We start from the raw sequence: 23,557 nt of genomic DNA, 5'->3' as shown, positions 1-23,557 counted from the left end.
GTAAAATAATAGTAAAAGCAGACGGCCAATTAGAGATGCATTTTCGCGCTTCTAAACCGTCTGCTTTTTATGTTTCAACCAATATTAAATTTAGTACACATAAGTTGATATGATTCATTTTTTCTCTAATTTTTTAATCAACTGTATCTTTTAAAACAAGTTTCACTACTGCTTCTACATGAGCAGTTTGAGCAAACATATCAATAGGTTGGATGTACTTGATGTTGTAAATTTCTTTTAGTGCTGCTAAGTCTTTTGCGAGTGTGGACGGGTTACATGATGTGTAAACAAAACGTTTTGGCTTAATATCTAATATCGTTTTTAACAGCTCATCATCTAAACCAGCACGCGGTGGATCTACTGTTAATACGTCCGGAACAAAACCTTCGCTTCTCCACTTTTGTAACCAATGCTGTGCAGTGCCGTGTACATATTGTGTATTTTTAAAGCCATTACGTTTTGCGTTCTTTTTCGCATCTTGTACAGACTCCTGGACAATATCCATACCGCGAACCTCTTTTGCATTTTTTGCAAGCCACAGTCCAATTGTACCTACTCCGCAGTATGCATCTACAATTGTTTCTTCTCTAGTTAAAGCAGCAGCTTTTTCAATTTCATTGTATAAATGCACAGTTTGTTCAGGATTCAGCTGGAAAAATGCTCGAGCAGATAAATCAAAAGCTAGCTCTCCAAGTTTTTCGTGAATTGTTTCTTTGCCATGTAAGTTAAATGTCGTGTCACCAAATATTAGGGAAGTATCCTCTGCATTGATATTCTGACTAATGGACACAATATTAGAGTCAATTGCTCTGATTTTTTGTACAAGCTCTTCTTTATGTGGCATTTTCTTTTGAGTTGTCACAAGAGTAACTTGAATTTGTCCTGTTCTCATACCCGTACGAACAACAATTGTACGGACAATTCCTTTAGAATTTCTGCCATCGTAAATAGAAATTTTAAGTTCTTCCAGGAATTTTTTTATCTCATTTGTAATATGGGTTGTGATTGGATGTTGAACCGAACAATCGTTAATATCGATTAACATATTAGATTCTTCTGCATATAACCCAGCAATAACTTTATCGCCTAATTCTCTCACCTGGAATTGGCTTTTGTTACGGTAGTTCCAAGGATTGTCCATGCCTATTGTAGGTCGCACATCAATCGATGGAGCCAATTCTTTCACGTAACGCTCTAGTGCTTGTAGAACTAAATCTCTTTTGACTTGCAGCTGACTTTCATAGGTCATATGCTGTAATTGACAGCCACCACATGCTTCATATACCGGGCAGGGAGGATTCACACGATTTGGAGAAGGTTCTCTCAATGATTTAATCTCCGCCTGAGCGTACTTAGGATTTGCTACTGTCACTTTTGCAGTAATAACCTCTCCTGGAAGCGCACCTTTTACAAAGACAACATTGCGTTTAAAAAAACCTACACCCTCTCCGTTAATACCAATTCGTTTAATCGTAAGAGGGAATTCCTGTCCTGCTTCTATAATTGTTTTTTCACTCATATATTCACGTCCTTTATAATCTTCTTTCTATTATAAAGGAGATTATTCAGGAAGCAAAGTAAGCGGAATATCCAGATTATTCATGATTAAATCGTCTAGAGTTCCAAATGTATATCCCATTTTTTTAGCATCTTTGATAAACATCGGTAAGCCTTCCGCATTATCAGGAGATACTGTATGCATTAAGATGATGGCACCAGGATGGATTTGTGACATCAGTTGATCATAGGCATATTTGCCACCTTTTTTCTGATCCCTATGCCAATCAATAAATGCTACAGACCAAAATATATGCTGATGGCCTATCTCATTGGCAGCCTCTAGCACTTGTTCGTTAAAAATTCCCTCAGGTGGTCGAGTGACAGTAGTTCTTGTTAATGAAGTTAATTCACTTAGACGTTTATCAAATTTTTGTAATTCTTTTTGAACCCCTTCCTTTGAAAGCTTAGCTAAGTTTGGATGTCCATAAGAATGGTTGCCGATTTGATGTCCATCGGCGATCATTCGTTTTACTAGAGGGGTTGCACTTTCTAAGTAATGGCCAGTCAAAAAGAATGTAGCCTGAATATTCTCGGCTTTCAAAGTGTCTAAAATACTTTCGGTGTAGCCGTTTTCATAACCATTATCAAATGTAAAATATAGTATTTTTTTATCTGCCGGGCCTTTATATATCGCCCCATGCTTTTTCAGCATAGCATCCATTTCTCCGCCAGCTTCTGCTTGCTGCTGATTTGTCGCCTTTTTCAATCCCCAATGGATTTCTTCTGCTTGTGCAGAAAAAGGTTTATACATTAACCCAATACTTAAAATGATTGTAGCGATTAAAATTCCTACAAAATGAGATTTCCACATAAAAACGCAACCTTTCTTTTTTAGTAGGTTGCGCCAATAAGATTCAGTTATTCATCTATAAATATCGCGTAATGCACTTTCCAAATTTGGAAAATGAAAAGAGTAGCCAGCATCCAATAATACTTGCGGAATGACATGCTGCCCTTCTATTACAAGCTGACTTTTTTCTCCTAGTGCAAATTTCAAAGCAAAAGAGGGAACCGGGAAATAATAGGGTCTCTTTAAAACGTTTGCTAAAGTTTTTCCAAATTCATTCATCCTTTTGGCATGTGGAGCAGTAATATTGAAAGGTCCGCTAATAGGATGCTCTATTGCGAATAATAATGCATTAGCTACATCTGTCACATGCACCCAAGACATCCAATTATTTCCGGAACCAATTGGTCCACCGACAAAAAGCTTATATGGAAGTGCCATCAATGGAAGTGCTCCTTCTGACTTACCTAAAATAATGCCGAATCTTCCACAAGCAACTCTAAGCTGAAGCTTTTCGGCGCTTTGGGCTTTAAGCTCCCAATCTCGCACTGTTCTAGCTAAAAAATCGGTTCCTGTTTCTTTCGATTTCTCTGTATATCTCGTACTAGTCGAGGCGGGATAAATGCCAATTGCACTTGCATTTAAGAGCACTTTTGGTTTTACAGTTAAGGCTTTTATGATTCGAAGCACCTCATCGGTTGCTTTCATCCGACTATCATAAATTTTTTGTTTTTGCATTTCTGTCCATCGTCCATTATTAATGGACTCTCCAGCTAGATTTACAATAGCATCGATGCCTTCTAACTGTTTTTCCGGATTTGCAGTACCTGATAACCATTGTACATATGTGATGCCTCGATCTGTACCTTCTTTCGAACGAGATAATATAAATACTTCATGCCCTTTTTGCAAAAGTAAATCATATAATTCGCTTCCTACGAAACCAGTTCCTCCAGTAATTGCAATTTTCATTTTCACCAACCTCCTTCTCACAATTATCATAACAGTTCAATCATTTATCACCAACCAAGTTATACGTTATAATTGAAGAAAGACGAATGGAGAGAGGCATGCATGCCGGTTATTACAAAAATAGCGCGACAAAAGAATAATAATGAACGGTATAATATATATTTGGATGAAAAGTATGCATTTAGTATAGACGAAGCAGTACTGATCAAATACCAATTAACCAAAGGAAAAGTTATTGAAGAATTCACACTGGATGAAATTGTATTTGATGATGAAGTAAGGAAGGCATTTAATAAAGCAATTAACTTTTTGAGCTACCGTATGAGAAGTGAGCATGAAGTAAAACAAAAACTGTTGCAAAATGAAATTGGTGAAGCAGTTATATTGGAAGCCATTCGGAAATTATATGAGTATGGCTTTCTTAACGATGAAAGCTTCACAAAAGCATTAGTAGAGACGCAAAAGAAAAATAGTAAAAAAGGACCTACGGCAATTCGTCAGGAATTAAAGAAGAGAGGAATTGAAAAAGATCTTCAAGAAGAAGTGCTAGGCAACTATTCTGAAGAAGAGCAGGTTGATATTGCGAAAACGTTGGCAGAGAAAATTATCCATCAACATCAAGATAAAACACCGAGACAAATCAAACAAAAAGTTCAAGATACACTTCAAAGAAAAGGGTATAATTTTTCTATAATCTCTCAAGCACTTTCCACATTCGAATTAGAAAAGAATGAGGAGGAGTGGATTGAAATTATTGCTACACAAGGAGATAAAATTTGGCGAAAATATTCCTCTAAATATCAAGGGAATGATTTACGTAGACGTATAAAGACAGCATTGTATCAAAAAGGATTTCCCGTAGAACAAATTGATCTTTATATTGAAAAGAAGGAGCTGGAAGAGCAAGATGAGTGAAAAAAAGTATGGTGACATGACTATTTCAGAATTACGAACAGAAATCGCAAACCTAAAAGAAAAATCACGCAAGGCCGAGCAGCTTGGCATAGTAAATGAGTATGCTGTTTACGAGAGAAAAGCATTGATGGCACAAGCATTTTTAATAGATCCTGCAACTATAAAACCAGGAGAGATGTATCGTATTATTGGGGATCCGGGTGTATTCTTTCAAGTGGAATATTTAAAGGGAAGATTTGCATGGGGCTATAGATTAGGTGGAGATAAATATGAAGAAGCTCTGCCAATCTCGATGTTAGAATCGCTGGAGGAAGGTAAATAATATGCAAACTAAAATTGATGAACTAACTTACGCACTACTTGAAAAAAATGATAAATTATCAGCTGCAAAAGCAAGAGCATGGATAGAGCTTTTATGGTCGGACTTTGAATCCTCCTATGCAAAAGCAGGTTATGACTACAAAGGCTCTGCTGTCACAGAAATGGTCATTCGAAAATGGATAGATGGCTACGGTGAGCAATTGCATGAATTTGCAAACACGAACGAGAAGTACAAGCATTTACTAGAAACCGACGATTTTACTAATTAAAAACGCTAGGAAATACATCCTAGCGTTTTTCTTTAAGACATAAGAAAGTGTATGCTTTTTACTCATTTTCTGTTTAATCCAACACCTAGCTCTTTGAGTCGCTTCAGGATTTCGGAAAAGGTAAAGGATGCCTTTCCATAAAATCCGTCTAGAGCTTTTCAGGGCTGACATTGGTGCTTGCATTTTCCTTTTTATGCGGGAAAAAGTGAAGCTTCAATCAGTGATGGGTTTTCATGAATTGTTAAATGGAACTTAGGCAAAAAACGCCGCGTCCTGCGGCTATGCCTGAGTGATCCATCCTGTTGCCCCAACTATTCGGGCAATAACGGGTAGTTATTCTTTTCTTACTGCTCGTTAATGAGGGATGAAATCTAACTTTTTCCGAAGCTTGTCCTCACTGAAGATCCAACCAGTGTAAGAATTGACTATCTCAAGGTCTTCATTCAAATGCGCTACAGCTACAAATGGATAATAATCATTGCTGCGATAACGTAGATCAATTAGCCTTACTTCATAAATATGTTCAAATTCAGTGATCTCCCAGCGATAAATTGGAGAAAACGAAGTAAAGGCACTTAAATTATGATCCTTCATGGCCGCTTTTACTAAGTCAGATTTCGGCAGTGGATTACGTTCAAACTTATCATAAATAGTGATGGATCTCCCATAAGCTCGCCCTACATAATGATGTGTTTTAGAAATTGCTGCTACTCTCCACTGGAGGAATTTTATCGTCGGTGCAACGATAATTTCATGCGCATCGGGAATAGTATGCTTGACCGAATTTTTTACCGCATGCTGGACGGCAAAACGTAAAATATAATATAGGAAAATGATGGAGTACATCGTAAGAAAGGTCGGAACGGGATTTAAACCTAACATCCATAATAGTAAACCTACCACATGTATGCCGAATATAATCGGATCAAATGTATTAATAACTCCTAATGCAACCCATTTCCTTGAAAATGGCCTTAATGCTTGAGTTCCGTAAGCATTGAAAATATCCACAAAAACATGTACAAAAACGGCTAAAAAGGTCCATAACCATAAATGTAGTAAATTGGCTTCCGGCATAATAAGCCATAACACACCTGCTATTAAAATTGGCCATAAAATAACCGCAGGAATTGAGTGGGTAATCCCACGATGATGTCGGATATAAACCGCATTGCTGCGTAATTTTAAAACAGTATCTATATCAGGGGCTTGTGAGCCAATGATTGTACCTGCTATGACTGCAGTCGTTGTAAGTGTACTCCCTGCAACTACGGGGTCAATAAGAGATAGACCACCTAGTGCAATACCCATAACGACATGTGTACCTGTGTCCATACAACCAGCTCCTTTTAGGATTACAGCTAACTACATCTTAAAATAGATTTCTTAAAAAACAAAGCTACTACTATTCATATACCCATATTTCATGTCAATAATCGCAAGAAAGGATTTTACAGTGAACGAATTATATAAAGAAAAGGTTAGAAATGCCCTAGTTTCATGGTTTTTAGAAGAAAAACGTGATTTACCTTGGAGGAAAACAACAGATCCATATAAAATTTGGGTTTCTGAAGTGATGCTACAGCAGACGAAGGTTGATACAGTTATCCCTTATTATGAAAGATTTATCGCAAAATATCCTTCGCTTGAATCACTTGCTAATGCGGACGAAGGAGAACTATTAAAAGAATGGGAAGGATTAGGTTACTATTCCCGTGCTCGAAACCTGCAGGCTGGTGTTAAAGAGGTAGTCGAACAATATGGAAGTGTTATTCCTTCTACTCGCAAAGATATTTCCAAGCTTAAAGGTGTAGGTCCTTATACAGCAGGTGCTGTTCTTAGTATTGCATACGGAGTTCCAGAGCATGCTGTAGATGGAAATGTCATGAGAGTATTATCTCGATTATTATTAATAAAAGAAGATATCGCTAAACCGAAAACGAAGAAAATATTTGAAGAGGCGGTAATGGATTTAATTGACCAAGAAAATCCATCAGCATTCAACCAAGGTCTCATGGAGCTAGGTGCATTAATTTGTACTCCAACTAAACCAAAGTGTCTATTATGTCCAGTACGTGAAAATTGTTCTGCATTTTTTGAAGGTATGCAGGATGAGCTGCCAGTAAAAACAATCCAAAAGAAGTCGAAGCTACATAAAGTAAAAACAGTAGTAATACGCAATATGTGTGGGCAGGTTTTATTAGAAAAAAGAGCTTCAAAAGGTTTGCTTGCGAATATGTGGCAATTCCCAATGGTCGAACTGCCAACCCATAACCATACCGTTGAAGAGGTGGTTGAACATGATTATGGGGTAGAAATTACAAAAGGTCCGTCCATAACTGAATTTAAGCATGTGTTCTCTCATCTAGTATGGGAAGTAGAAAGCTTTGAAGCAGCTTTAGTGAAAGAAAAAGAACTCCCATCACAATGTGCTTGGCTCACGATAGAAGAAATAAACGAACAACCGATGCCGGTCCCAATGATAAAAATATGGAATGCATGGAAAGAAAGGAAGATTGAAAATGACAACAAATAAAGTTGCACTAGTAACAGGTAGTAGCAGAGGATTAGGGAAAGCTATTGCTATTGAACTTGCCAAAAATGGTTATGATATCGTTGTAAACTACGCAAGAAGTAAATCTGCTGCTCTTGAAACAGTGACGGAAATAGAAGCTTTAGGAAGAAAAGCATTACTAGTAAGAGCGAATGTAGGGGATGTAGAAAAACTACGAGCTATGTTTGAAACAATAAAAGAAGAATTTGGTCGATTAGATATATTTGTTAGCAATGCAGCGTCTGGTGTTTTACGTCCTATTATGGAATTAGAAGAAACACACTGGGACTGGACAATGAATATTAATGCAAAAGGAATGCTCTTTGGCGCTCAGGAAGCTGCAAAGCTAATGCCAGAAGGCGGCAAAATATTGGGAATCAGCTCACTAGGATCTATTCGTTATTTGGAGAACTACACAACAGTAGGAGTTTCCAAGGCAGCGATTGAGTCACTTACAAGATATTTGGCAGTAGAACTAGCTCCTAAGGGAATTGTAGTAAACACAGTTTCTGGTGGTGCGCTAGATACAGATGCACTAAAGCATTTTCCAAACCGTGAAGAATTACTAGAGGATGCTCGCATTAACACTCCAGCTGGACGTATGGTAGAAATCGAAGACATGGTAAAAACTGCTATGTTCTTACTATCAGATGATGCTTCCATGATTCGTGGTCAAACTATTATTGTTGATGGCGGAAGATCAATCAAGATGTGAGTGCAATACATTGTTTAAGCTTTGTCATACAAAGTATCGCCAATCTAGTTGCATTCATGCAGTTTGGAAGGCCGAATGCAGATGTAGAAAGTTATTTCTTGAACAATAGTGCTGTTTAGGATTGCGCCTCCCAAGCCACAGGAGCGAAGCGTATCATCCTTGAGGGCTGATGCGTAACGTGTGGCAGTACACACACGATTGGATTCTTTTATTGCCATTACTTTATTATGGAATTGACTCGTATATCAAAAAAATGAATAATAATTCGCCAACTGCACATGATACATATGTACGGAGGTGAAACATCCATGAAGAATAACAGAAAACAGCAGAACCAAAACCAAGAGTTTGCTTCTGAAACTGATATTCAAAAAGTTAAAGAACAGAATCGTCAAGCGGAGTTGAAAAAGCAACAAGCTAGCGGTCCACAAGCAAATCGTTCTTCTAACCGAACTAAATAACATGGATTCACCAAAAATCAGCGAGGGTAAAATACCCTCGCTGATTTTTTTACTATAGTTTTTTACAGTGAATTGTTATAATAAGAAAATAAGTATATAAAATCTAATTTTGCTCCAAAACAATGCGTGGGAAAACAGTAGATACCCACGGATTAAGTTTCACTTTATGAAAAGGTGGCTAAATCATGGCGATTCCAAACGAAGGAGAAACTATTCAAATTCACAGCTACAAGCATAATGGCCGAATCCACCGTGTCTGGCAAGAAACGACGGTTTTAAAAGGAACCAAAAATATTGTAATTGGTGCAAATGAACGAACGTTGGTCATTGAATCAGATGGTAGAACTTGGATTACTAGAGAACCTTCAATTTGCTACTTTCACGCCGAATATTGGTTTAACATTATTTGTATGCTACGAGAAGATGGTGTATACTATTACATCAACATGAGTTCTCCATTTGTCTATAACAATGGAATGCTAAAGTACATTGATTATGATTTAGATGTGAAGGTATTTCCTGATATGACCTACACCATTCTAGATGAGGACGAATACGAGCAACATAAAAAGGAAATGAAGTATCCAGAAGAAATTGATGGCATTCTAAATCGGAATGTGGAAAAGCTTATTTCCTGGATCAAACAAAGAAGAGGTCCATTTGCTCCTGATTTTATCGAGGCTTGGACAAGTCGTTATCATTTTCAAAAACAGTTGAATGAGTAGTTGGAGAAACCTGTTGAAAACATGCAACAGGTTTTTCTCATGGTAGAAAGGAGTTTTAACATGAGTTCGATGAAAAGATATATGCAATTTGTAAAACCGTATAACTTTCAAATTTTCTTAACGATCGTAATTGGTATTATTAAATTTGCGATTCCATTATTTATTCCGATTCTTATCAAAATTGTCATCGATGATATTATCGGAGCAGAAGCTTTAACAAATGATGAAAAAATAACGCAGTTAGTCTATTGGCTAGGAGGGACTGCGTTAGTGTTTTTAGTCGTCCGTCCACCAATTGAGTATTATAGACAATATTTAGCGCAGCTAGTAAGTAACAAAATATTGTTTGATATACGTAAAAACATGTATACACATCTGCAAAAACTAAGCTTGAAATATTATTCCAACACTCGTGCTGGCGAGGTTATTTCTCGTGTTATCAATGACGTGGAGCAGACGAAAAACTTTGTCATGATCGGTTTGATGAATGTTTGGCTCGATTTAGCAACTATTTTAATCGCTATCGGAATTATGTTAACGATGAATGTAAAGCTTACTTTAGTAACGTTACTTGCTTTCCCATTTTACGCGGTTAGTGTCAAATACTTTTTCGGAAGATTACGTGAGCTAACTAGGGAGCGGTCGCAGGCGCTAGCAGGGGTTCAAAGCTACTTACATGAACGTGTCCAGGGCATGAGTATTATAAAAACGTTTACGTTAGAAAAGCATGAACAAAAATTATTTGATGAAACAAATGGAGAGTTTTTAGATGCGGCCGTAAAACAAACCGTTTGGAATGCAAAAGCATTTGCAGTAGTTAATACGATTACCGATATTGCGCCTTTGCTTGTTATTGCATATGCAGGCTATGAAGCGATCAATGGAAGACTTTCCGTAGGAACGATGGCTGCATTTATCGCATATATTGAGCGTTTATACAGTCCGTTAAGACGTTTAGTCAATTCATCTACCACTCTAACACAGTCATTTGCTTCCATGGATCGTGTATTCGAGTTGATGGATGAAGAATACGATATTGTCGATAAAAAAGGAGCTTCTACTCTAGGGGTAGCAAGCGGTGAAGTGACCTTTTCAAATGTTTCGTTTCAGTATGAAAAAGACGGTCAAATGATTTTAGAGGATGTTAACTTCCGAGTGAACGCGGGGGAAACTGTCGCTTTTGTAGGAATGAGTGGTGGTGGTAAGTCTACTATTATTAGCTTAATCCCTAGATTTTACGATGCTTCAAATGGACAAGTCCTAATTGATGGTAAGGATGTTAAAGACATCACGATAGAGTCCTTGAGAAAGCAAATTGGTATAGTGCTGCAAGATAATATTCTCTTCAGTGATTCGGTGAAATCCAATATATTAATGGGAAAACCAGGTGCTACCGACGAAGAAGTAGTGGAAGCTGCTAAAGCTGCAAATGCACATGACTTCATTATGGAACTACCTTACGGATATGACACAAAGGTGGGAGAACGTGGAGTGAAGCTTTCAGGTGGTCAGAAGCAACGCGTTGCAATAGCACGAGTATTTTTAAAAAATCCGCCTATTTTAGTTCTAGATGAAGCAACTTCTGCATTAGATTTAGAGAGTGAATCTTTAATACAAGATTCGTTAGAGAAACTGGCTTCTAATCGTACGACTATTATTGTTGCTCATAGGTTATCTACAATAACACATGCAGATACTATATTTGTTATTGAAAATGGTAAGGTGATGGAAAGCGGTTCACATGTACATTTAATGAAACAAAAAAATATTTATTATAATTTATTTCAAATCCAACAACTTGATACAGAATAGACACCAAACATCTTATAAGTGATACGTCAGCTTATAAGGTGTTTTTTTAACTTAGAGAAAGGATAGTCGTATGACTTTTCAGAAAAGTATTGCATCGTAACGATATTTGTGTAGAATAATTATTAAGTTAGAAATTTTCGATTATTGTGAAAAGAGGGAACTTCATGGGAGAGCGACAAACAATTTTGGAAGTGAAAGATCTTCAAACGTCCTTTTTCACAGATGACGGTGTTATTCCATCCGTTGATCATATTGATTTTCATGTAAGAGAAGGGGAAATTTTAGGTATTGTAGGGGAATCTGGTTGTGGAAAAAGTGTAACGTCTCTTTCTATTATGGGACTAGTTCCAAGTCCACCAGGAAAAATTACTAGTGGTCAAATCATGTTCGAAGGAAAAGACTTAACGAAGTTTTCGGAGAAAGAAATGCGTAAAGTTCGTGGTAACGATGTTGCGATGATTTTCCAAGAGCCAATGACATCATTAAATCCTTTATTTACTATTGGAAATCAGTTGCTTGAAGCAATTACCTTACATAAGAAAGACTGGAGTAAAAAGAAAGCACATGCAAGAGCGGTAGAAATGTTAAAACTAGTTGGATTACCGAGAGCAGAAGAGCTTATGAATGACTATCCACACCAGCTCTCAGGAGGTATGAGGCAACGTGTAATGATTGCGATGGCCTTAGTCTGTGATCCAAAGCTTCTAATAGCTGATGAACCAACTACAGCTCTAGATGTAACAATTCAAGCTCAAATATTAAAACTTATGCGTGAGTTAAATGAACGACTTAACACAGCAGTAATTTTAATAACGCATGATTTAGGGGTAGTGGCTGAAACTTGTGAAAGAGTTGTAGTAATGTATGCGGGAAAAGTAGTAGAAGAGGGAACTGTGGATACAATTTTTAATAACCCACAGCATCCTTATACAAAAGGCTTGATCGCATCTGTTCCAGATATGCGCTATAAAAAACAACGACTTTATTCTATTCCTGGAAGTGTTCCAAAACCTGGGTCGATCAATCAAGGCTGCAGATTTGCTGCTCGCTGTGAATTTGTATTTGGAAGATGTACCGAAGAAAATCCTTCACTATATGAGACATCGGAAGGTCATAAAACAAGATGCTTCTTATACGATGAGAAGGAGGTTTTGGCAGATGACAGAGCCGTTGTTAAAAGTTGAAGGTTTAAAAAAGTATTTTCCCGTACGCACTGGATTATTAGGTAAGCACACTGGCAATGTGAAGGCAGTAGATGATATTTCCTTTTTCGTAAATGAAGGAGAAACTTTAGGCATAGTAGGGGAATCTGGCTGTGGTAAATCTACTACCGGTCGAATGCTTATGAGATTACTAGAGCCGACCGAAGGAAAAGTGACCTTTAACGGAAAAGAGCTAACGAATGTTTCCAAGGACGAGATGAGAAAAGCAAGACGTGAGATTCAAATGGTGTTTCAAGATCCTTATGCATCCTTGAATCCTCGGCATACAATCGAAAAGATTCTAATGGAGCCTTTAATTGTCCATAATATTGGAGATCCAAAAAGTCGTAAAAAGAAAGTACATGACTTTTTAGAAATTGTTGGGTTAAGTAGCTATCATGCTAAACGCTATCCCCATCAATTTAGTGGCGGTCAACGTCAGCGTATTGGGATTGCACGAGCGTTGATGACTAATCCTAAATTGATAATAGCGGATGAACCAGTTTCAGCGCTTGATGTTTCTATCCAAGCACAGGTATTGAATCTCATGCAGGATTTACAGAAAGAACTAAAGTTAACCTATATTTTTATTGCGCATGATTTAGGGGTAGTTCGCCATATTAGTGATCGTGTAGGGGTTATGTATTTGGGGAGAATGGCCGAGCTTGCGACAAGTGAATCATTGTACGCTGAGCCTTTACATCCTTATACGAAAGCTTTACTTTCAGCGGTACCAGTGCCGGATCCGGAATTTAAACGAGAGCAAATCATTCTAGAAGGAGACATTCCAAGTCCCTCAAATCCACCTACGGGATGTACCTTCCATACAAGGTGTCCATTTAAAATGGATATTTGTTCGAAGGAAATTCCGCAATTACAAGAAGTGAAAACCGGTCATTTTGTTGCCTGCCATTTATATAATGAGCAAATGCAACATTGATAATAAATTTTATGGAGGGGTCCAAATGGGGAAATCGAAAATATGGTCATTTTTGCTGCTGATGTTCGTTGCAATTACTTTAGTTCTTGCTGCTTGTTCATCTGACGATTCATCAGACGGCGATACAAAGAAAGATAATGATAAGGGAAATTCAGATTCTGCTGAAGAAAAAGTTCTAATCTTTGGTCGAGGCGGAGACTCTGTTTCACTTGATCCAGCCGCAGTAACGGACGGTGAATCATTTAAAGTTACACAAAACGTGTTAGAAACGCTATTAAACTTTGGTCCGACAGATACAACGATCAACGAAGGATTAGCTACAAAATGGGAGCCATCTGAAGATGGACTTTCGTATACATTTACACTTCGTGAGGGAGTAAAATTCCATGATGGAACGGACTTCAATGCAGAAGCAGTAGTTAAAAACTTTGAACGTTGGGCTAGCGGTTCCGAAGATCTATTTCCATATTACGGGTCTATGTTCGGTGGATATGCTGGTGACGAAGGTCACGTAATCGAATCGGTTACTGCTGAAGGAGATTACACGGTAGTATTTAAGCTTACTCGTGCACAAGCACCTTTCTTAAAAAATATTGCAATGAGTCCATTCGCTATAGCAAGTCCGACTGCATTTGAAGCAGCTGGCGACAAATTTGGTGATAGCCCAGTTGGTACTGGACCATTCAAATTTGTAGAATGGAAACGTAATGATTCTATTACTATTGAAAAAAATAAAGAGTATTGGAATTCAGATGAGCCTAAATTGGATAAAGTTGTTTTCCGCGCAATTCCAGATAACTCTGCGCGTTTGAACAATCTTCTAACTGGAGAAATAGATTTAGCTGATGGTGTAAATCCTTCAGATGGTGCAACAGTTGAAGCAGAAGCAGCGCTACAGTTATTCGAACGTCCATCAATGAATGTTGGATACCTTGGTTTAACAAGCACACGTCCACCATTTGATAACCAAAAAGTTCGTCAAGCCGTAAACTATGCAATCAACAAACAAGCAATTGTCGACGCTTTCTTTGAAGGTCGCGCAGAAGTAGCTAAAAACCCAATTCCACCATCCATAAGTGGATACAATGAGGATGTTGCTGGATACGAGTATGATCCAGAAAAAGCGAAGCAATTATTAGCAGAAGCTGGTATGGCTGATGGTTTTACAATGGACCTATGGGCAATGCCTGTTCCACGTCCATATATGCCAGATGGTGCTAAAGTTGCGGAAGCCATTCAGAAAAACTTAGCTGATGTTGGCATCACTGCTAATATCGTTTCTTATGAATGGGCTACTTATTTAGAAAAAGCTCGTAACGGAGAAGCAGATGCTTTCTTGTTAGGTTGGACAGGTGACAATGGAGATGCTGATAACTTCCTATACGTATTACTTGATGAGGATAATATCGGAAGCAATAACTACAGCTATTACAGCAACCCTGAAACACATAAAATTTTAATAGAAGCACAAACAGAAGTTGATGAAGACAAACGTAATGAACTATATAAACAAGCACAAGAAATTATATCTGAGGATGCACCGTGGGTGCCACTTGCTCACTCAACACCATTACTAGCAGGTGATGCAAAAATCATTAATTTCTTACCACATCCGACTGGTTCTGATAGATTAAACAAGGTCGACTTTAAGTAATATGCTTAAGGGGGGGGAGGTCTTCGTGATTTCTCCCCTTTCTTTATTTAAAAATTAGAGAGGTGAAGAAAATGCTTCACTATATCGGTAAACGATTATTACAATTGATACCCGTATTACTAGGTATGACATTCGTTGTTTTCATGATCATACGGGCAATTCCTGGTAACCCAGCTCAAGTAATATTAGGACAATTAGCATCTAAAGAAGCGATAGAAGCATTAGAGATTAAACTAGGCTTAAACGAGCCTTGGTATACACAATACTTCAACTATTTATTCGGTCTCTTAAAAGGTGATCTAGGTGAATCTATGCGAACAGTTCAACCAGTTGCAGAAGAGATTTGGCCATATTTAGCAGCTACAATTGAGCTAGCTTTCTTTGCAATTATTATTGCGGTTATCATTGGAGTGAATGCAGGTATCATTTCCGCTTGGTTCCAAAATTCATGGTTCGATTATATGGCGATGGTTTTAGCATTAATCGGTGTATCGATGCCAATCTTTTGGCTAGGTCTGATGGAACAATGGATTTTTGGTATTGAATTGCAATGGCTTCCAACGACTGGTCGAGAAGAGGTCCGAGATCCCGTCAATTCTATTACTAGCTTGTATATTGTAGATACAATTATACAGGGCAGATTCGATCAGCTAGGTACTGTTTTGAAGCATTTAGTACTTCCCGGGATTGCATTAGCTACAATTCCAATGGCAATTATTGCTCGTATGACTAGATCTAGTATGCTGGAAGTAATGAGAGCAGATTATGTTCGTACTGCTAGAGCTAAAGGTCAGAAAATGTTTTGGGTTGTCTACAAACATGCTTTAAAAAATGCAATTATTCCTGTATTAACCGTAATCGGACTGCAAACTGGACTCTTACTTGGAGGCGCTATCTTAACAGAGACTATTTTTGGTTGGCCAGGAATCGGAAGGTATATTTACGAAGCTATTTCATTCCGTGATTATCCTGTTATTCAGTCTGGTATACTGGTTGTCGCTTTTATATTTGTCATGATTAATTTATTCGTAGATATTTTGTATGGGTTAGTAGATCCAAGGATCAAATATGATTAAAAGGAGGAATAGATATGTCCGAAAGGCTTCCGAATTCGACAAGTAATCAAGTAACAGCAGCTAAAGAAAAGTCGACCGGTCCTTGGCGAGATGCATGGCGTAGCTTCCGTAAAAATAAAGGAGCGCTGATAGGAGCAGGGATTGTCTTATTCTTCGTTTTTTTAGCATTTTTTGGTTCTTTGTTTGCCCCACAAGGTATTAATGATCAGCTCTTAACGGATCGCTTACAACCACCATCAGCTCAGTACTGGTTTGGTACGGATGATTTTGGTCGAGATATATTTTCTCGAATTATTCATGGAGCTAGAATTTCCTTATGGGTAGGATTTTTCTCCGTAATTGGTTCTGTTGTAGTTGGTAGTATTTTAGGTATTATCGCAGGGTACTATGGAAAATGGGTAGACATGATTATTTCAAGAATTTTCGATATTATGTTGGCTTTTCCCAGCATTCTATTGGCAATTGCAGTAGTATCTGTTTTAGGACCATCTTTACAAAATGCTTTAATCGCAATTGCGATTATTAATATTCCTAACTTTGGTCGCTTAATACGATCGAAAGTTCTAAGTATAAAAGAAGAGGAGTACATAACATCTGCTAAAGCTATAGGGATGAGAGATATCCGAATTTTGTTTTCTCATATTCTACCTAATTCAATGGCACCGGTTATTGTTGCAGGCACACTTGCAATTGCGTCGGCCATTATTGAAGCAGCCGCACTAGGATTTTTAGGATTGGGTGCTCAAGCACCAGCTCCTGAATGGGGAAAGATGCTAGCGGATGCTCGTATATACTTAAGGAATGCTCCGTGGACGATGATTTTCCCAGGGCTTGCCATAATGCTGACAGTTATCGGATTTAACCTGATGGGTGATGGACTCCGAGATGCACTCGATCCGAAGATGAAAAATTAACAAACAAGCCACCTAGCAATTTGTTGCTAGGTGGCTTTATGTATAAATCGGTTGAATATTAGTGATAATCGGTCGAATAAGTGGAAGAATCGGTTGAATACTAGTAATTATCGGTCAAAACTTTTTACGGTCTAAAAAACTGGTTGACCAAGTGAAAACTCACGGTCAACCAGTTTTTAATAAGGCGATTCTTCCATTTGAACAGTCAGTTCCTCACTATGAAAGTTTTGATAGGACGTAATCAGTTTATCCACATGCTCCAATTGTTCCTCGTACTTTAACAATGACGATATTAAATGCAGGAGGTGGTAAGACGAAAACTCTTCTTCCATTTGAGTAATGGTTATTTGCTTGACGAAAATATCCATTACCTCTTGCCTTTGTATAAATGCCTCCGAATCGTTCTCTTCAACATGCTCAGGTTTTAACTTACCTATAAACTTCAAATGGAGCTGTTCATGGTAGGTTAATAGAGCATCTAATCTTTCCTGTATCATCATCCGAAAATGTTCCGGTAGGTGAGTCAATTCATGTTCATGGAGATGTAATTTTTTTAGTACATCTAAACTTTTATAAGATGTGGATATTAATTCACGGTAAACGACCAATTTTCTACCCTTTGTGTACATTGTTCTTTTCGTATATCCACGTTCTTCTTGAAAGAAAGAATACAGTTGATCGACTCGAGAAAGTCTTTCCTTTAACTGATGAATTGTTTGTTTAGTCGATTTATGATCTGACGCCTGTCTGACTGTTATTCGTAGCCAACGGATTATTTCATCCTGCGTATAGTGAATTGCATTGAAAAGCTTCTTTTCAAACTTAGGAGGCAAAAATACTAAATTCACTATAAATGCTGAGATAACTCCGACTAAAATGGTTGCAAAACGTAATACGGCAAATACTAAAAAGTCATCGCCCTGTATTTCCATAATCGCTATAACCGTAACAAGGGCAAGTGTTAAGGCTTTTTCTAGCTTAAATTTAAGCATTATAGTAATCGTGATAATCGCGGCAAATCCTACTATCACAAAATCTTTTCCGAAAACTAAGGAGAATATAACTGCAATAACTGCTCCAATTATATTTCCTTGAATTTGTTCAGTTGCTGTTTTATAAGACCTATAGATAGAAGGTTGAATGGCGAAAATAGCCGCTATTCCTGCAAATACAGGATTAGGAAGCTGAAGTAGATCGGCTAGGAATAATGAAAACACAATAGCTACTCCAGTTTTAAAAATTCGAGCTCCTAATTTCATTAAATCCTATCCTTTCGTAAAAAACAGTGTGACTGATTATGAGAGCTGCTCAAAAGCGTTATTAACTGCTCTAAGCGTTTCTTGAATATCCTCTTCTGTATGGGCAGTCGTGATAAACCAAGCTTCATATTTAGAAGGTGCTAAGTTAATACCTTGGTTTAGCATTAGCTTAAAGAATTTGGCAAACATTTCTCCATCACTAGCTTCTGCTTGGTCATAATTTTCTACCTTCACGTCGGTAAAGTAAACAGAAAGAGCTCCTTTAATACGATTAACAGTAATAGTTACATTATTATTCTTGGCAGCTTCTAGAATACCAGTCTCAAGAATCGCACCTAGTCTATCTAGTTCTTCATATAGCCCTGGAGTTTGTAGGACCTCTAAACAAGCAATCCCTGCTTGCATAGACGCTGGGTTACCTGCCATTGTTCCCGCTTGGTACGCAGGTCCCAAAGGAGCAACTTGTTCCATTATTTCTTTTTTACCACCATAAGCACCAATCGGAAGTCCACCACCGATGATTTTACCTAACGCTGTTAAGTCTGGTGTTTGCTCTAACATGGTAGATGCGGCCCCGTAATGGAATCGAAATGCTGTAATTACTTCGTCGTAAATGACTAATGCACCTTTGTCTTTAGCTATTTTATGAACTAATGGAAGGAAGCCTTCATTTGGTTCTACCATACCGAAGTTTCCTACGATTGGTTCTACTAAAATACATGCTAGTTCATCACCCCATTTATCCATTGCTTCTTCATAAGCCTTTGGATCGTTGAATGGAATAGTAATCACTTCTTTTGCAATAGATTGGGGTACCCCCGCGGAATCTGGAGTACCAAGTGTGGCTGGACCAGAGCCTGCAGCAACGAGTACTAAATCGGAATGTCCATGATAGCAACCAGCAAATTTCATTACTTTTGTTCTACCTGTGTATGCGCGTGCAACTCGAATTGTTGTCATCACGGCTTCTGTTCCTGAGTTAACAAAGCGAACTTTATCCATAGATGGAATAGCATCCTTTAACATTTTTGCGAATGTCACCTCATGCTTTGTTGGGGTACCATATAATAGACCGTTTTGTGCAGCTTTTGTAATGGCCTCTGTTATATGGGGGTGAGCATGACCAGTAATAATAGGACCATATGCAGCTAGATAGTCGATATATTTGTTGCCATCAACATCATAAAAATAAGCGCCTTCTGCTCGTTCCATAACGATTGGTGCTCCGCCTCCTACAGCTTTATAGGATCTTGATGGGCTGTTTACACCGCCAACTATATGTTTTAATGCTTCTTCTTGTATTTTTTCTGATTGTGTTTGTTTCAATATAATAGCCTCCACTCAGTTTGTTTGCAGATAGAAAGTATAACGTTACTATCCATTTATTGTCTAGTATATCAAGTCTTGAAGTTCTTCTTAATTGTAGACAATAATAAAGGAAATTGCTAAGAAAATTGAACATAATGACTAACTTCGATACGATATAAATAGGAGGGATTATGATGGAAAAACTAGAAGGTATGATAGCACCAGACTTTTCATTGAAAAATGAAAAAGGAGAAATTGTTTCACTAAAGGATTTTGCAGGTAAGAAATATGTAGTTTTGTACTTTTATCCGAAAGATGCTACACCAGGATGTACAACAGAAGCATGTGATTTCAAAACTGCTTTTACAAGTTTTACAGAATTAAATGCTGTTATTCTTGGAGTTAGTGCAGATGATGAAAAGGCTCATACAAAATTTATAGCCAAGCATGGTTTGCCATTTTCTCTACTAGTAGATGATACGCATGAAGTTTCCGAAGCATATGGAGTATGGAAACTGAAAAAGAATTTTGGAAAAGAATATATGGGTATTGAACGTTCTACATTTCTAATTGATCCAACAGGGACTGTTGTAAAACAATGGAACAAAGTTAAAGTCGATGGACATGTTGAAGAAGCATTACAAACATTAAAAACATTAGTGACAGAAGGGTAACAAGTATGAAAATATTGTTTTCTTTTTTACCAAAACAGGAGCAACAAGATGATTTAATAAGAAAGTTCCCAGATGCGGAATTTGTTTTTCAAAAAGGTTTGAATGAAGAACTATTAAATTCATCGCAAATTTTAGTTACGTACGGGGAAGACTTACATGCCAATCATCTCGAAACGGCCGAGGAACTTAAATGGATTATGGTGGCTTCGGCTGGGCTAGAAAAAATGCCACTCCAGGAAATTGCAAAAAGAGGAATTGTCGTTACAAATGTACGAGGAATTCACAAAACTCCGATGGCAGAAACGATTTTAGCACATATACTTTCTATTAAAAAGTCACTCCCATTGATCCTGGAGAACCAACGTAACGGGGAATGGTCCAAGCGAGTTTTTCCTGTTGAATTACTAGGTTCAACTGCGATAATATTAGGTCCCGGTGCAATAGGAGGGGAAGTTGGGCGAATACTTCAAGCTTTTGGTGTGCATACGATAGGATGTAATAGCGGTGGACGTACTGCTCCATATATGGACGAAATGGTGGCCTTTGATAATTTGACTGAAGTATTACCGAAAGCTGATATTGTTATTTCCATTCTACCTAGCACAGAACAAACAAAAGGATTAATCACATACGAGCATTTACAGTGTATGAAGCAAACAACAATCTTTATGAATTTTGGTCGTGGTGATTTAGTGAAAGAAGAACACTTACTACGTGCATTAGAAGAAGAGAAAATTGCATATGCTGTACTTGATGTTTTTGAAAAAGAACCACTTGCAGAAGGGCATCCATTCTGGAACATGAACAATGTTGTCGTTTCCCCGCATGTTTCTAGTCACTCTTCTCAGTACTTGGTCCGTGCATTGCAAATTTTCTCAAGAAATTTAGAGGCTTGGGTCGAGCAGAAGCCATTGGAAAATGAAATCGAATTAAATAAAGGCTACTAATCTATGTACTTCTATCGTTAAGGTGTAATAAATTTGACAGTTCATATCTTTTTTATTTATACTTATTGTAACAATTATAATCAAAGAATGAATATGAAAAGAGGTGCATTGCGATGACGGAAGTACATTTAAGAGATGCTTTAGATACATTGAAATCAACTGGTGTACGTATTACGCCTCAACGCCATGCGATACTGGAATTTATTATCCAATCTATGTCACATCCCACAGCGGACGATATATATAAAGCACTTGAAAGTAAATTTCCTAGCATGAGTGTTGCAACGGTTTACAATAACTTACGTGTTTTTAGAGAAGCAGGACTTGTGAAAGAGTTAACATACGGCGATTCTTCTAGCCGTTTCGATTTTGTTACAAATGATCATTATCATATGATTTGTGATGCGTGTGGAAAAATAGTTGATTTTCATTATCCAGGATTAGATGAAGTGGAACATTTAGCTTCTCATTTAACTGGGTTTGATGTAAGTTATCATCGAATGGAGATTTACGGTGTTTGTCCAACATGTAAAGAACATGCAACCAAAGTTCAATAAGTAAAACCGAGCGCAGTATATACGCTCGGTTTTTTTGTTTTTTAGGAAATTATAAAATTCTGGACCTGTGGATACCTACTTACAAGTGATTCTCCGTATAGACTCCAGCGCTAGCCCACCTGAGTCGCTTCAGACTTGCGAATAAAGGCAAAGAACGCCTTTATTGCAATTCTTCCAGCGCCTTGCAGGGCTAACATAGGTGCTTGCGCATTTGTTCTTTTATTTTTTCTTGTTCAATGCTTCATTAAACTCTTGCCCTTCAAGATTAGGGTCAAGTGTTAACGGCTCCTTACAGTACATACACATATCTACTCTACCTAAAACTTTAGTATGCTTGCCACAGTTTGGACATACAACCGGAACTGCTTTGGTAGATAATAATCCTATCCACCCATAGACTGCAGTACTTGCTATAATAGAGAGTAGCCCAAGCGTCACAAAAATAGTAACTAAGATACCGTTATCTTTAAAGAATATTGCACCGTACATTATGATAAAACCAAAGAATATAAGTCCCAGTGCAAAGGAACGTATTCGATTTATTTTATTTTTATAGGGTTTCATTTTCAACCTCCTAATTTCTACATACACTATATCATATTTTAATATAAAATTAAGTTTTGAATTAATCTCTAGAAGGAAAAATAGAAAATTTGTCGAAAATTTATTAGAAGAAGGAAATAAAGGAGGCTTCATTTTTGGAAGCATTATTGAGACCAATTTATCAAGAAAGAGCTAGTGAACCGAATACACTAGGTATTATATTAGTAGAGAAGCGGGCAGAATTTAGCCCTATTACAGATATGTTGGATTCCATATTATTTATCATAACTAAAGAATCCTCTGTCCCGGTATTTACAAAACATTATACATATGGGGATAAAAAAACTGCACTTCATATAATAACAGAGAAGCAACTCAGAAAATGGTTGCTATTAGGGACTAATCCTAAAATGGTAGATTGGTTAATCAATGGTCGTGTGGTTTTTGATCGAAATGAATATGTAGAAAGTTTGAAACAGGAGCTTTACGTATTCCCGGTAAGTGGCAGGAAGGCTCGTATGGGTATTGAGTTTGCTAAGCTAACTAGAAGATATCTAGAAGGTAAATTATTTTTTGAACAACGCAATTTCCTAGATGCTTATAATCATATGGTAGATTCTCTGCATCATTTAGCGCGTTTAGCTGTTTTTGAGAATGGCATGCATCCAGAAGTAATGGTTTGGAAGCAAGTAAAACAATTAGATCCTTCTATATATAAATTGTACGATGAGTTAATCTCTAGTGAGGAATCATTAGAGAAAAGATTAGAGCTACTATTTTTAGCGAGTGATTTCTTAATCCATTCACGTACAAAAGATGGAGCACAGCATATTATAGAAGTGTTAGCTTCAAAAGAGTTTTGGACTATCCAAGAAATCCATGAGCAGGAAGAGCTAAAGAACTATTCGGTAGATCTAGAGGTTTTCATCGAGTTTCTAATAGATAAAGGATATATTTTAATTGAAAAACAACATACGAAAAGCAATGAAATCATGCATAGATATTACAAAGTGATTCGATAGAAACGATACATAAAAACGAACAATTAATTTTGTTCGTTTTTATTGTTGACATATGAAATTAATGCGTGTTATTATAATAAGCGTCGTCAAAAGCAAAACAAACTATTTAACTAAATAATAGTAAAAAAAGTTTTTGAAAAAACTTCTTGACACTTACTGAGTACGATGGTAAATTAGAGAAGTCGCAAAAAACGACAACGCAAATTGAACATTGAAAACTGAACATGCAAAACGTTAAGGAATATAGCTTGAAAGATTAACTTAGTTAGTCTGATAGCAAACAAATTTGACATCATTTAATGATGATGCCAGCAAAACAAAATGAGCTTTTTAAGTTCTCTATTATGGAGAGTTTGATCCTGGCTCAGGA

24 protein-coding genes are annotated in these 23,557 nt (G+C 37.3%); 17 read left to right on the top strand and 7 right to left on the bottom strand.

What is annotated here, in order from left to right; translation table 11 throughout:
• Nucleotides 1–133: 133 nt before the first annotated feature.
• From rlmD to ACIQX2_RS17535, 3 genes are read right to left on the bottom strand one after another with little or no spacing between them, the layout of a single operon-like run.
• Nucleotides 134–1,519, bottom strand: coding sequence for a 23S rRNA (uracil(1939)-C(5))-methyltransferase RlmD (gene rlmD / locus ACIQX2_RS17545; protein ID WP_402853371.1), 1,386 nt, complete (start codon nt 1,517–1,519; stop codon nt 134–136).
• A 42-nt stretch (nt 1,520–1,561) separates the two neighbouring features.
• On the bottom strand, nt 1,562–2,371 hold the full coding sequence (locus tag ACIQX2_RS17540; RefSeq protein WP_402853369.1) for a polysaccharide deacetylase family protein: 810 nt from the start codon (nt 2,369–2,371) through the stop codon (nt 1,562–1,564).
• Between the two features lie 51 nt (nt 2,372–2,422).
• Nucleotides 2,423–3,319, bottom strand: a complete 897-nt coding sequence (locus ACIQX2_RS17535; RefSeq protein ID WP_402853367.1) for a TIGR01777 family oxidoreductase — start codon at nt 3,317–3,319, stop codon at nt 2,423–2,425.
• A gap of 102 nt (nt 3,320–3,421) precedes the next feature.
• Here ACIQX2_RS17535 and recX point away from each other — a divergent pair, with 102 nt between their 5' ends.
• From recX to ACIQX2_RS17520, 3 genes are read left to right on the top strand one after another with little or no spacing between them, the layout of a single operon-like run.
• Complete coding sequence (recX, locus tag ACIQX2_RS17530; protein ID WP_402853364.1) at nt 3,422–4,234, top strand: recombination regulator RecX; 813 nt, start codon at nt 3,422–3,424, stop codon at nt 4,232–4,234.
• Nucleotides 4,227–4,556, top strand: a complete 330-nt coding sequence (locus ACIQX2_RS17525; protein ID WP_402853362.1) for a YfhH family protein — start codon at nt 4,227–4,229, stop codon at nt 4,554–4,556. Before recX ends, ACIQX2_RS17525 begins: the two co-directional genes overlap by 8 nt.
• A 1-nt stretch (nt 4,557) precedes the next feature.
• A complete protein-coding gene (locus tag ACIQX2_RS17520) occupies nt 4,558–4,824 on the top strand; it encodes a YfhJ family protein (RefSeq protein ID WP_402853359.1) in 267 nt (88 codons plus the stop codon).
• Nucleotides 4,825–5,178: 354 nt separating this feature from the next.
• Here the strand turns inward: ACIQX2_RS17520 and ACIQX2_RS17515 are convergent, their stop codons facing one another.
• A complete protein-coding gene (locus tag ACIQX2_RS17515) occupies nt 5,179–6,159 on the bottom strand; it encodes a metal-dependent hydrolase (protein WP_402853356.1) in 981 nt (326 codons plus the stop codon).
• Nucleotides 6,160–6,280: 121 nt separating this feature from the next.
• On the opposite strand from ACIQX2_RS17515, the gene mutY reads away from it, so the two are divergent.
• The 10 genes from mutY to nikC all read left to right on the top strand — a co-directional run bounded on the left by mutY (nt 6,281) and on the right by nikC (nt 16,877).
• Nucleotides 6,281–7,360, top strand: coding sequence for an A/G-specific adenine glycosylase (gene mutY, locus ACIQX2_RS17510; protein ID WP_402853353.1), 1,080 nt, complete (start codon nt 6,281–6,283; stop codon nt 7,358–7,360).
• Nucleotides 7,347–8,093: an enoyl-[acyl-carrier-protein] reductase FabL gene (gene fabL / locus ACIQX2_RS17505; protein WP_402853350.1), complete on the top strand. Its 747-nt coding sequence runs from the start codon at nt 7,347–7,349 to the stop codon at nt 8,091–8,093. Before mutY ends, fabL begins: the two co-directional genes overlap by 14 nt.
• 308 nt (nt 8,094–8,401) lie before the next feature.
• The gene (locus tag ACIQX2_RS17500; RefSeq protein ID WP_245762747.1) at nt 8,402–8,554 is read left to right on the top strand and encodes a gamma-type small acid-soluble spore protein; all 153 of its coding nucleotides are present in this window, start codon (nt 8,402–8,404) and stop codon (nt 8,552–8,554) included.
• A 185-nt stretch (nt 8,555–8,739) separates the two neighbouring features.
• Complete coding sequence (gene ntdP / locus ACIQX2_RS17495) at nt 8,740–9,279, top strand: nucleoside tri-diphosphate phosphatase (RefSeq protein ID WP_402853345.1); 540 nt, start codon at nt 8,740–8,742, stop codon at nt 9,277–9,279.
• Between the two features lie 60 nt (nt 9,280–9,339).
• Entirely contained in the window at nt 9,340–11,091 is a 1,752-nt protein-coding gene (locus ACIQX2_RS17490; protein WP_402853342.1) for an ABC transporter ATP-binding protein, read from the top strand.
• Between the two features lie 164 nt (nt 11,092–11,255).
• Nucleotides 11,256–12,275: an ABC transporter ATP-binding protein gene (locus tag ACIQX2_RS17485; protein WP_402853340.1), complete on the top strand. Its 1,020-nt coding sequence runs from the start codon at nt 11,256–11,258 to the stop codon at nt 12,273–12,275.
• Nucleotides 12,250–13,233, top strand: a complete 984-nt coding sequence (locus ACIQX2_RS17480; RefSeq protein WP_402853337.1) for an ABC transporter ATP-binding protein — start codon at nt 12,250–12,252, stop codon at nt 13,231–13,233. The genes ACIQX2_RS17485 and ACIQX2_RS17480 overlap by 26 nt, the downstream gene beginning before the upstream one ends.
• 25 nt (nt 13,234–13,258) lie before the next feature.
• Complete coding sequence (locus tag ACIQX2_RS17475) at nt 13,259–14,887, top strand: ABC transporter substrate-binding protein (RefSeq protein ID WP_402853334.1); 1,629 nt, start codon at nt 13,259–13,261, stop codon at nt 14,885–14,887.
• 71 nt (nt 14,888–14,958) lie between these two features.
• The gene (locus tag ACIQX2_RS17470; protein WP_402853331.1) at nt 14,959–15,963 is read left to right on the top strand and encodes an ABC transporter permease; all 1,005 of its coding nucleotides are present in this window, start codon (nt 14,959–14,961) and stop codon (nt 15,961–15,963) included.
• 14 nt (nt 15,964–15,977) lie between these two features.
• Complete coding sequence (nikC, locus tag ACIQX2_RS17465) at nt 15,978–16,877, top strand: nickel transporter permease (protein WP_402853328.1); 900 nt, start codon at nt 15,978–15,980, stop codon at nt 16,875–16,877.
• A 176-nt stretch (nt 16,878–17,053) separates the two neighbouring features.
• Here nikC and ACIQX2_RS17460 read toward each other — a convergent pair whose 3' ends face one another.
• Together ACIQX2_RS17460 and ACIQX2_RS17455 are read right to left on the bottom strand one after the other, a co-directional pair.
• The gene (locus tag ACIQX2_RS17460; RefSeq protein ID WP_402853325.1) at nt 17,054–18,136 is read right to left on the bottom strand and encodes an FUSC family protein; all 1,083 of its coding nucleotides are present in this window, start codon (nt 18,134–18,136) and stop codon (nt 17,054–17,056) included.
• Nucleotides 18,137–18,172: 36 nt separating this feature from the next.
• The gene (locus ACIQX2_RS17455; RefSeq protein WP_402853322.1) at nt 18,173–19,462 is read right to left on the bottom strand and encodes a glutamate-1-semialdehyde 2,1-aminomutase; all 1,290 of its coding nucleotides are present in this window, start codon (nt 19,460–19,462) and stop codon (nt 18,173–18,175) included.
• A 176-nt stretch (nt 19,463–19,638) separates the two neighbouring features.
• Here ACIQX2_RS17455 and bcp point away from each other — a divergent pair, with 176 nt between their 5' ends.
• From bcp to perR, 3 genes are all read left to right on the top strand, one after another.
• Nucleotides 19,639–20,118: a thioredoxin-dependent thiol peroxidase gene (gene bcp, locus ACIQX2_RS17450; protein WP_402853319.1), complete on the top strand. Its 480-nt coding sequence runs from the start codon at nt 19,639–19,641 to the stop codon at nt 20,116–20,118.
• Between the two features lie 5 nt (nt 20,119–20,123).
• On the top strand, nt 20,124–21,065 hold the full coding sequence (locus tag ACIQX2_RS17445) for a D-2-hydroxyacid dehydrogenase (RefSeq protein ID WP_402853316.1): 942 nt from the start codon (nt 20,124–20,126) through the stop codon (nt 21,063–21,065).
• Between the two features lie 113 nt (nt 21,066–21,178).
• Entirely contained in the window at nt 21,179–21,622 is a 444-nt protein-coding gene (gene perR / locus ACIQX2_RS17440) for a peroxide-responsive transcriptional repressor PerR (RefSeq protein ID WP_139185114.1), read from the top strand.
• A 219-nt stretch (nt 21,623–21,841) separates the two neighbouring features.
• On the opposite strand, the gene ACIQX2_RS17435 is transcribed toward perR, so the two are convergent.
• Nucleotides 21,842–22,186, bottom strand: a complete 345-nt coding sequence (locus tag ACIQX2_RS17435) for a YgzB family protein (RefSeq protein WP_402853312.1) — start codon at nt 22,184–22,186, stop codon at nt 21,842–21,844.
• 134 nt (nt 22,187–22,320) lie between these two features.
• Between ACIQX2_RS17435 and ACIQX2_RS17430 the strand changes: the two genes are divergently transcribed.
• A complete protein-coding gene (locus ACIQX2_RS17430) occupies nt 22,321–23,187 on the top strand; it encodes a nucleotidyltransferase-like protein (protein WP_402853310.1) in 867 nt (288 codons plus the stop codon).
• Nucleotides 23,188–23,557: the final 370 nt, after the last annotated feature.

Origin of the sequence: Psychrobacillus sp. NPDC096623 (assembly GCF_044762655.1) — a bacterium.
In the GTDB taxonomy this organism is placed as follows: domain Bacteria; phylum Bacillota; class Bacilli; order Bacillales_A; family Planococcaceae; genus Psychrobacillus.
Note: the sequence above shows the minus strand (reverse complement) of the source record. Positions and strands in the feature narration are given on the sequence as shown.